This is a genomic window from Candidatus Glomeribacter gigasporarum BEG34, assembly GCF_000227585.1.
Lineage (GTDB): Bacteria > Pseudomonadota > Gammaproteobacteria > Burkholderiales > Burkholderiaceae > Glomeribacter > Glomeribacter gigasporarum_B.
In genome coordinates, this window is sequence record NZ_CAFB01000063.1 from 1 (window position 1) to 7,600 (window position 7,600).

Genomic DNA, 7,600 nt, shown 5'->3' on the forward strand with positions numbered 1-7,600 from the left:
GTCCAAACGTGAGAGATCGGCATTTTCACCGTAGCGGTCTATTAGGCGTTTGGCTTGCCGTTGGTATTCATGAACAGGGTTCCAGCCGTAAGACGGCGGATTAGCCGCTCTAACGACCTTTAGACGCCTCTGGCGCTCTTGTTGAGCCGTCACCTTATCCAAGTACTGGTCGATACGCTCTAGATACGCTGCCGCGCTTTTAGCTGTCTTTCCAGAGCAGTCATGAGCTAGCACATAAGGTTGTCGTCCCTCATGGCTGTATTCCGACTTTTGATTCGTAAAGCCAGCCAGCCGCCCGTAGTGCCTGCTATCAGCGCTGTTTGGGTCGCCTCCGAAGGACTTTGCCAGTCCTTGTGCGGCTATTCGGCGTATATCAGCAGATACCGGCGTGTCCGAGAATTTCACCCACGCTTGATAGTTACCGGGGCTGGTTTCTACCGTGGCCGCTGGCGTAAAACCTTTGACCTTCATCTGCGCTAGGGCTTCTGGCTTAAGATCATCTATCAAAACAAATCCATGCTCACCAACGGGCCGGATGTAAATATCGTTGCCCTTGGCATTCATGCGTTTAAGCCAAGGCGTGTTTTTCTCGATTTCAGCACGATTCCATTCACGGTTCATCATCTGGCCGGTCTTCTGGTCACGAATACCGATCTCTAACCGCTCCGTGCCCAAGGCGCTTATTTGCCTTTGGAGAGCGACCGCCGTCCGGTCAGAACGGGTTTCAGATGTTCTGCCACTGCCTGCGGGTCGAGCTGTATCTGATTCATGATTCTGGGCGGTGCCAGCCAGAGCCAAAAGGCGGTCACAAGTATTGCTGTAACCGCCCCCGTCAGAACCGTTAAAGCATAGTGTGTCCACTCCATTCGCTCGCCTGCTTTGTTCAGGCTGTTGGCAGCTTGCTTTACTTCCGCTGCCGCGTTGTTCCACGCCTTCGCTGAGTTTTCGATCTGCTGATTGAATGTCTCGACCTGCTCTCGGCTTTTGCGGTCTATTTCGGCCAGCGTCTGCCGAGTCTCGTCTGTCAGCGCGGCCATTGCCTGCGCTAAAGGTTCCAGCGTCTCGGCCAACTCCTCCACGCTCTGTCGATCGGCTTGCCGGAGCATCTCGATCTGGTTTGCCAAACGCTCTACTCGTCTCTCGTTCGAGACTGCGGCTGACTGCCGCAAAATCTCGGTTTTGCTCATAACTCACTCCACGTTTTGCCAGCCCTGCGGGGCTATATCCCTTACCTAGATCGCTACCTTTCATGGTCACGCCATCAAGCCGGTACGAGAGGCCGGAGAGCTTTGCGCCTTCGAGCTGGACAACTGGTACAAGCTCCACGCCGATGCTCTCCAAATGCTTTTGATACTCGGTGAAGCTGCCACAGTCCTTGGTTGCGGCATCACAAAGGTGCTGCAATTTCTGGCGGGTGGAGGATTGGCCTGTACGCAAGGCGCATTCGATCTCGCCCTTGGTCGGCGCGCGCCGCTCAGCTTCGATGCTCGGCGCAACACGGATAAGGTAGTAATCCCGCTCGATCTCGCGCATTAGGACTTCTTGACGTCGATAGTCTTGGCTGTCGCTGACGACTTCCCCATCAAACCGGATACGGTTCGCCAAAATGTGGACGTGTTCATGCTCGGTATCGGTGTGCCGGATCACTAAAAACTGGTTTTCGTTAAAACCCATCCCGTGCAAATAGCGCTGGCTGATATCCCGCCACTGCGCATCAGAGAGCTTCTCTCCTAGGGCAGCGGACAAGGAAACGTGTAAAACAGCCTTGCCCAACTTCGGGCGCAGCTTGCGAATCGCACCAAATTCAGCGGCCAGTTCGCGCGGAGTGTGACCAGCCATATTTGAGTCAATGACACGGCCCTTTCTTTTGTCAGGTTGTATTCCAACGCTCCGCGAAAACCCTTTCCTTTAACCAACTTGGCAATCATTCGCTTTGTTCCTCGCCAATGAGCGCCAGTCGCAAGCGTGACACTTCCTCCATCAGTTGCCGCAAAAACACATCGGCCACGGTCACTGCGTAACCTTCGTTCGCTCTGTGCGCGATCTGATTCAGGTTCGCAGCAAGGCGGGCAAGCTCAGCGTAGCGCTCCCTATTCACGGGCGGAACGGGCGGAGAAGGAAGCCGGCGCGAAAGAGCAGCCTCGCGCAGCCATTGTGCAGGCGTCATGCTCATTTGCGCCGCCTTCTGACGCAGGGCGGCGTACTCATCCAACGAAACCCGCACGCCGATGGTCATCACACGAAGCGCGGCGGGGTCACCTTTGGGGCGACCTCCTTTGCGCTTCATGGTGAGATTTCCTTTGTCCAATCCTCAATATTCAGCCCACTGGGTACGCGGCTAAAAGCTTGATCCTTTGTCACGAGCGTGGCACCGACAGACACAGCATGCGCCGCGATCATCATGTCTAAACCCTCAAGACTGATCCCGACGGTTTCCAACGAGGTGCGTAAATCGCCATAAGCGGCAGCCGCTTTCCTATCCCAAGGCAACACGTCAACCCGCGCCAAAAACTCGCGGATGCGCGCCGCTAGGCCAGCAGGCCGACCGCACTTTGCTAGCCCATACAGCAACTCAGCTTCAGTGACCGATGACACAACCACACTGTTCATCGACAGTGCAGTCAGACGCGCAAGAATAAAGGGAACATTGCCTTTAATAATGACGCTCGCAATGTTGGTGTCGAGCATATGGAGCGACGGGAAAGTCATTCGGCCCAACTCTCAAACGGATTACGGGGCGCAGCAGGTTGTTTGCGGTCATCCATAAAGTTGGCCGGAATCATTGTGCTGGCGAGCAGATCAAAGAACCCTTGCCATGAATCCGGCTTGCGTGACAAAACAACATCGCCAGTCTTCGAGTCACGGCGGATAAAAACTTCCGTACCCTCAAATCGATATTCCATTGGAAGCCGCACGGCTTGGCTTCGGCCTGTTGTGAAAAGTTTTGCTGTAGTTGACATCGCTAGCCTTTTACTTTGTTGATAGGTATTTAAATATATATCAAGCGATAGTATGTATCAAGATATATATCACAAGAGAGGACTGCCAGCGCGGACGACCGGAGGGAGCCGCACGGGGTGCAGGGGCTAGCCCCCTGCCAAGCCGTTTGAGCAAAGCGAAAACATGGCTTGCTTCAAATTAAGCGTATAAACATAATATAACGCAATTAGTCATTTAGCTGCTGAACACAGTACCACCGGCGCGGCACACCGCCTCAGCCAGTTCTACATCGAAAGTCGCCAGAACAGCACCATTACGGAATGCCAAGTCGAGGTAGGTAGCGTCGTAGGCGGTTAATTTATGTTCGCGCGCCAGTCCCATAACCTGATCGCGCCGACTCGCTGGCGCTGCATCATCAGTGGTAATTGGTAAATACGATAGCAGGGTTAAATAGTCGATAACTTGGGCTTCGTTGACCACGTGACGGCGCTCCCCCATCAATAGAGCGTTGGCAATTTCAGTGTGCCACAAAGTGGGTACAACCGTTTTTACATCTGCCATTGATGACAACAGGCACGCCGCGCAGTCAGCCTCTTCAGGTTTGGAGCGCTCAAATAACCAAGCCAATGCCATTGAGGCATCGATTACAACCATCACTGCCGGCCCTCAGCAATCCAGGTTGCTACCTGTTCAGGGGAGATGCCTTTTACTCTGTGGAAGCTGCGCAGGGCTTCAATAGCGGTTTGGCTGCTTCTGCGTGTTGAGCTTTCACTTGGCACCAAGTCTGCTATGGGTTCACCACGCAAAGTGATTGTGTAGCGTTGACCGCGCTTTATTCCTTGCAGGAGTTGTGACAGTTTTGTCTTGGCGTCAAAAGAACCGATTTCAGTAAACATAGAATCTTAATAATCTGGTTTATATACTAGTTTATTCTAACATGGGTAGAGGAATGTGATAACCCTGTTTTTCCTTTCCCCTACCGCATAGCGGTGGGGGCGATGTGTCAGGTGTTGTCGTCTCGCTTTGCTCGTTTCAAAACTAAATCGAGCAAAAAATATTTAAGCCTAAAACACTTCACTCACCTTGATGCAGGCTCTTTAACATCGCATTCCTCAGAATCGCCCTTAAACGGCCCTGGTAGCCCTTTCCAGAGGCTTTAAGCCATCTCAGTACATCTGAGTCCAAGCGAACCGTTACATGCTCCTTAATGGGCTTATAAAAGCGTCCACGCACTGCATTCGCCAATTGCTCATCAGTAAGGGGAGGGATATCGCTATAGTCAATGGTGTCATCAGGCATTTTTGCCAGCGCTTTTAGTTCTGCCTTTTGCTTTGCTGTGAGACGTGGTAAATGTCCTTGCTCATAAGTAACCTCGCTCATAACATTTCCTCTCTTTCGATCCGGCCCGACGAGCCGAAATGATACGAATAACCTCTAAACCCTCAAAACACACGGTATGCGCGACCAACAACAGTACGCAATTACCGGACATGCCAATAGTTTTCCAGCGTTCTTCACCGTTTTCTACTTGGTCTTGAATTGAGATAGCAAACGGGTCTTCAAACACCTGCGCAGCAGCCTCAAAACTTACCCCGTGTTTGCGCAGGTTACTTGCCGCTTTGTTGTTATCCCACTTAAAGCATGTTTTCATGCAATATTATTGCACATAAATGTGCATACATTTTAATAGAAAGACAAGGTAAAGAGAGCTGCGCAAAAAATCGCATACGGAACATAGGCCGCAGAAACAAAGTGGTTTTGTTTTTCTTTCCCCTACCGCGCAGCGGTGGGGGCGGTGTGTAGGGTTTTTTCGTCTCGCTTCGCTTGACGATTTTTTGTCCGCTTTTTTCTTCGCGCGCGCGCGGTTTCTTATATATGTTTCTTATGTTTCTTCGCGCGCGCGCGCGAGGGTTGGCTTGAAAGCCTTACTAGTATTGGGTTACAGCGAATTTTTCAGATTGTTCTATTGGGACATTTTTCCGGTTTATTCGGACATTTTTCCGGTTTGTGGGACATTTTTCCGGTGCTATCCACAGGCAGATATTTGTTATCCACAGGGTACATTTACATTTTAAGTGTTCATTTTATATAATTGGAACTTTAGTATTTGTTGTTTCAATAACCGGAAACTTGTCCCAATATGTTAAACAAGAAGACTTTCCAAGCCGCATTTATCAAGAACAAAGACAAACCATTGACAGAATGTCGTGTCAACATGAGCAATACCCTTGCAAGGGCTGCACACGGCTTGAACTTAAGCGAGAAACGTATCATTGCGATGGGCCTAGTCAAAACCGACCAAGTGCCTAGCAAAGCGCTATTTCTCGCACAAAATCAAGGTTGGAAGATAAAGCTTTCTGCGACAGAATATGCAGAGGAATTCGGGCTGACCCACGATACGGCCTATAACCAGCTCAAGAGCGCATCTGAGAAACTCTGGAATAGGTATATTCGATACATCGTGCAAACACGACGTGGCCCAAAAGAGGCAAAATTTCGCTGGATTTCAGGTGTTACCTACCATCATGGCGAAGGCTGGGTAGAATTGAATTTCACGCCTGAAGTGGCGCCGCATCTGCTTGCGCTACGCAAGCAATTCACCAGCCATAAACTCAAGCATGCTTGTGCATTCGATTCCATTTACGCATGGCGGCTCTATGAATGTTTGAAGTCATGGCAGGACACAGGCAAATACACGCCAGATATTGAGACATTTCATGAGGCAATGGAGGCTCCCCCATCATGCCGACAAAACTTCAAAGCATTACGGATTCGAGTGATCGAGCCAGCCGTATCAGCCATCATTGAAAAGTCGGATTTGCTAGTGCAATGGAAGCCGGTTAAAGCAGGCCGAAAAGTCATTGGCCTTGAGTTTCATTTCCAGCCGAATCCGCAGATTAATTTACCGTTAGAAACTCCTGAATCTTCATCAGTCAAACGGGCTACCTTATCGGCAGCCCGTTTGACTCACTCACCTTCGAGGGTCAGCGCAATGCAACCATGAACGACGCGAACGCGCACTAGATCATAAAATCTGAACCCGGCTTTGCGCAGCCAGTGGCCGCTTATGTAAATCGCAGGGACGGATAGTCCAGGCTTATTTGAATTTGAAAAACAGAAATAGTTACGCGAGACTTCGACAAAGCGATCTGCATATATTCCGTTATCAGCTAATTAAGATATTTTTGTGATATATTGAATACACTTATTCTTTATAAGTGAGTTATAAATGGCTACTTCAATTCGGCTCGCCACTGAAACTGAGCAGCGTCTCGATTCTCTATCTTCTCGAACTGGACGCACAAAAGCTTATTACCTACGGCAGATCATAGAGAATGGACTCGACGAGCTAGAAGACTATTACCTCGCTGCTGAGATAATGGAGCGCGTTCGTAAGGGAGAAGAAAAAGTCTATTCCTCAGCTAGTGTGAGAAAAGACCTTGGCTTGGACAATTAATTACACCGAAACAGCCAAGAGTCAACTTAAGAAGCTTGATAAACAAACGGCACGGCGTATTGTTGACTATATGGAAGAACGCATTTCTCCGCGGGGAAACCCACGGAGCATAGGTAAAGTGCTGACTGGGCCGCTTATTGGTTTTGGTGCTACCGCGTTGGCAATTACCGAATCATCTGCGACATTCAGAATGACACTCTATGCGTTCTCGTAGTGGAGATAGGCCACCGACGAGAGGTATACAGATGAAGCACTGGCGAGCCTTACGGCCCCCGCCGTCCGGTCGCCATAAAAGCACGACTAGACAAAAAAAGCCGTATCAGTTGCGATAGCGGCCCTTACCGCTCCATTTCTGGATTCCAACCCAGACCGCTATTAGTGTTAGCGGTAAAATAAGTGTAAATACCTTTTCATATCATGTCGAGTTATTGTACAATGCACTGTTACATAGTGATATATCGAGGTGCATTATGCAAACGATACAAACTTCGCATCGTAGTAGTGCTCCTGCAATGCAGAAGCTTCGCAACCAACGCCGCGCTAACGGCATGCGCCCAATTCAAATCTGGGTGCCAGATACCAGACAACCAGAGTTTGTTTCAGAGTGTCAAAGGCAGACGCGCAATATTGCCTCTAATGTCACCTATGAACGAGAAATAATGGATTGGATTGAATCGACCGCAGATACACAAGGGTGGGAAGCTTGAAGCGGGGCGATGTGGTGACCATCGCAGGTGGGAAAGGTGATTATGGAAGCAAGCCACGTCCTGCAATCATTATCCAGTCAGATATCTTTAATGAATTGAAAAGCATTTCTGTATTACCTCTAACCAGCCACATTGAAGATGCGCCTGTTTTTCGTGTCGTTATTGAACCGGACAAGAGCAATGGAATTTCCAAGCTTTCTCAAGCCATGGTGGACAAAATTATGCCGGTTCGTAAGGAGAAAATCAGTGGAATAATCGGAAAAATTAACAGAAAATTGATGATCAAAATTGAAAGCGCAATAGCTATTTTTTACGGAATCGCATGAGTGTATAAAGGCAAAATCTGCTCAACGCTCAAAAACCCATCCCTCTGACTCGATCGCGCACTTTCACTTCTTGCCGTACTGTCTTCTGTTGCTTCCGGTGTTCTAAAACTTCTGGCGCATGCCACGCCTTTTCCGCCGTCCGCTTCGCGTAATCCTCAATATGTCCCCGC

16 protein-coding genes and 1 pseudogene are annotated in these 7,600 nt (G+C 49.6%); 6 read left to right on the top strand and 11 right to left on the bottom strand.

Annotation, left to right across the window (positions count from 1 at the left end; all coding sequences use genetic code 11):
* On the bottom strand, positions 1-624 hold a 624-nt coding region (locus tag CAGGBEG34_RS10330), incomplete at its 3' end, for a DNA-primase RepB domain-containing protein (protein ID WP_042688389.1).
* 56 nt (positions 625-680) lie between these two features.
* Entirely contained in the window at positions 681-1,187 is a 507-nt protein-coding gene (locus CAGGBEG34_RS10335) for an IncQ-type mobilization protein MobB (protein ID WP_081463799.1), read from the bottom strand.
* Between the two features lie 154 nt (positions 1,188-1,341).
* Between CAGGBEG34_RS10335 and CAGGBEG34_RS12245 the strand changes: the two genes are divergently transcribed.
* Positions 1,342-1,536, top strand: coding sequence for a hypothetical protein (locus tag CAGGBEG34_RS12245; protein ID WP_420885898.1), 195 nt, complete (start codon positions 1,342-1,344; stop codon positions 1,534-1,536).
* On the opposite strand, the pseudogene CAGGBEG34_RS12250 reads toward CAGGBEG34_RS12245, so the two are convergent.
* The 8 genes and pseudogenes from CAGGBEG34_RS12250 to CAGGBEG34_RS07990 all read right to left on the bottom strand — a co-directional run.
* Positions 1,516-1,881 (bottom strand): annotated as a pseudogene (locus tag CAGGBEG34_RS12250) (relaxase/mobilization nuclease domain-containing protein); the annotation flags it as partial. The gene CAGGBEG34_RS12245 and the pseudogene CAGGBEG34_RS12250 overlap by 21 nt on opposite strands.
* A gap of 43 nt (positions 1,882-1,924) precedes the next feature.
* Positions 1,925-2,287: a plasmid mobilization protein gene (locus tag CAGGBEG34_RS07965; RefSeq protein ID WP_006683190.1), complete on the bottom strand. Its 363-nt coding sequence runs from the start codon at positions 2,285-2,287 to the stop codon at positions 1,925-1,927.
* Positions 2,284-2,688 carry a type II toxin-antitoxin system VapC family toxin gene (locus tag CAGGBEG34_RS07970; protein WP_006683191.1) on the bottom strand — a complete coding sequence of 135 codons (405 nt, stop codon included), beginning with the start codon at positions 2,686-2,688 and terminating at the stop codon, positions 2,284-2,286. The genes CAGGBEG34_RS07965 and CAGGBEG34_RS07970 overlap by 4 nt, the downstream gene beginning before the upstream one ends.
* 17 nt (positions 2,689-2,705) lie before the next feature.
* On the bottom strand, positions 2,706-2,960 hold the full coding sequence (locus CAGGBEG34_RS07975) for an antitoxin (RefSeq protein WP_006683192.1): 255 nt from the start codon (positions 2,958-2,960) through the stop codon (positions 2,706-2,708).
* Between the two features lie 214 nt (positions 2,961-3,174).
* On the bottom strand, positions 3,175-3,594 hold the full coding sequence (locus tag CAGGBEG34_RS07980; protein ID WP_006683193.1) for a type II toxin-antitoxin system VapC family toxin: 420 nt from the start codon (positions 3,592-3,594) through the stop codon (positions 3,175-3,177).
* The gene (locus CAGGBEG34_RS10345) at positions 3,594-3,836 is read right to left on the bottom strand and encodes a type II toxin-antitoxin system Phd/YefM family antitoxin (protein WP_081463800.1); all 243 of its coding nucleotides are present in this window, start codon (positions 3,834-3,836) and stop codon (positions 3,594-3,596) included. The genes CAGGBEG34_RS07980 and CAGGBEG34_RS10345 overlap by 1 nt, the downstream gene beginning before the upstream one ends.
* A 178-nt stretch (positions 3,837-4,014) precedes the next feature.
* Positions 4,015-4,320 (bottom strand): BrnA antitoxin family protein, encoded by a 306-nt coding sequence (locus CAGGBEG34_RS07985; protein WP_006683194.1) that lies wholly within the window; start codon positions 4,318-4,320, stop codon positions 4,015-4,017.
* Positions 4,301-4,591: a BrnT family toxin gene (locus tag CAGGBEG34_RS07990; protein ID WP_006683195.1), complete on the bottom strand. Its 291-nt coding sequence runs from the start codon at positions 4,589-4,591 to the stop codon at positions 4,301-4,303. The genes CAGGBEG34_RS07985 and CAGGBEG34_RS07990 overlap by 20 nt, the downstream gene beginning before the upstream one ends.
* 489 nt (positions 4,592-5,080) lie before the next feature.
* On the opposite strand from CAGGBEG34_RS07990, the gene CAGGBEG34_RS08000 reads away from it, so the two are divergent.
* Positions 5,081-5,944 (top strand): replication initiation protein, encoded by an 864-nt coding sequence (locus CAGGBEG34_RS08000; protein ID WP_006683196.1) that lies wholly within the window; start codon positions 5,081-5,083, stop codon positions 5,942-5,944.
* Here CAGGBEG34_RS08000 and CAGGBEG34_RS12255 read toward each other — a convergent pair.
* Positions 5,908-6,099 (bottom strand): SymE family type I addiction module toxin, encoded by a 192-nt coding sequence (locus CAGGBEG34_RS12255; RefSeq protein WP_081463803.1) that lies wholly within the window; start codon positions 6,097-6,099, stop codon positions 5,908-5,910. The genes CAGGBEG34_RS08000 and CAGGBEG34_RS12255 overlap by 37 nt on opposite strands.
* 70 nt (positions 6,100-6,169) lie before the next feature.
* Between CAGGBEG34_RS12255 and relB the strand changes: the two genes are divergently transcribed.
* The 4 genes from relB (at position 6,170) to CAGGBEG34_RS08010 (ending at position 7,430) form a co-directional block, all read left to right on the top strand.
* Positions 6,170-6,397 carry a type II toxin-antitoxin system RelB family antitoxin gene (gene relB / locus CAGGBEG34_RS08005; protein WP_006683197.1) on the top strand — a complete coding sequence of 76 codons (228 nt, stop codon included), beginning with the start codon at positions 6,170-6,172 and terminating at the stop codon, positions 6,395-6,397.
* Positions 6,398-6,580: 183 nt separating this feature from the next.
* The gene (locus CAGGBEG34_RS12020; RefSeq protein WP_320408624.1) at positions 6,581-6,646 is read left to right on the top strand and encodes a type II toxin-antitoxin system RelE family toxin; all 66 of its coding nucleotides are present in this window, start codon (positions 6,581-6,583) and stop codon (positions 6,644-6,646) included.
* A gap of 221 nt (positions 6,647-6,867) precedes the next feature.
* Complete coding sequence (locus CAGGBEG34_RS10360) at positions 6,868-7,104, top strand: antitoxin MazE family protein (RefSeq protein WP_238985022.1); 237 nt, start codon at positions 6,868-6,870, stop codon at positions 7,102-7,104.
* Positions 7,092-7,430 (top strand): type II toxin-antitoxin system PemK/MazF family toxin, encoded by a 339-nt coding sequence (locus CAGGBEG34_RS08010; protein WP_238985023.1) that lies wholly within the window; start codon positions 7,092-7,094, stop codon positions 7,428-7,430. The genes CAGGBEG34_RS10360 and CAGGBEG34_RS08010 overlap by 13 nt, the downstream gene beginning before the upstream one ends.
* Positions 7,431-7,600 lie beyond the last annotated feature (170 nt).

Coding starts and splice junctions, on each gene's coding strand:
- CAGGBEG34_RS10360 (WP_238985022.1), top strand. CDS start 6,868: ATGCAAACGATACAAACTTCGCATCGTAGTAGTGCTCCTGCAATGCAG.
- CAGGBEG34_RS08000 (WP_006683196.1), top strand. CDS start 5,081: ATGTTAAACAAGAAGACTTTCCAAGCCGCATTTATCAAGAACAAAGAC.
- relB (WP_006683197.1), top strand. CDS start 6,170: ATGGCTACTTCAATTCGGCTCGCCACTGAAACTGAGCAGCGTCTCGAT.
- CAGGBEG34_RS07965 (WP_006683190.1), bottom strand. CDS start 2,287: ATGAAGCGCAAAGGAGGTCGCCCCAAAGGTGACCCCGCCGCGCTTCGT.
- CAGGBEG34_RS07985 (WP_006683194.1), bottom strand. CDS start 4,320: ATGAGCGAGGTTACTTATGAGCAAGGACATTTACCACGTCTCACAGCA.
- CAGGBEG34_RS07980 (WP_006683193.1), bottom strand. CDS start 3,594: ATGGTTGTAATCGATGCCTCAATGGCATTGGCTTGGTTATTTGAGCGC.
- CAGGBEG34_RS10335 (WP_081463799.1), bottom strand. CDS start 1,187: ATGAGCAAAACCGAGATTTTGCGGCAGTCAGCCGCAGTCTCGAACGAG.
- CAGGBEG34_RS07970 (WP_006683191.1), bottom strand. CDS start 2,688: ATGCTCGACACCAACATTGCGAGCGTCATTATTAAAGGCAATGTTCCC.
- CAGGBEG34_RS07990 (WP_006683195.1), bottom strand. CDS start 4,591: ATGAAAACATGCTTTAAGTGGGATAACAACAAAGCGGCAAGTAACCTG.
- CAGGBEG34_RS10345 (WP_081463800.1), bottom strand. CDS start 3,836: ATGTTTACTGAAATCGGTTCTTTTGACGCCAAGACAAAACTGTCACAA.
- CAGGBEG34_RS07975 (WP_006683192.1), bottom strand. CDS start 2,960: ATGTCAACTACAGCAAAACTTTTCACAACAGGCCGAAGCCAAGCCGTG.
- CAGGBEG34_RS12245 (WP_420885898.1), top strand. CDS start 1,342: ATGCTTTTGATACTCGGTGAAGCTGCCACAGTCCTTGGTTGCGGCATC.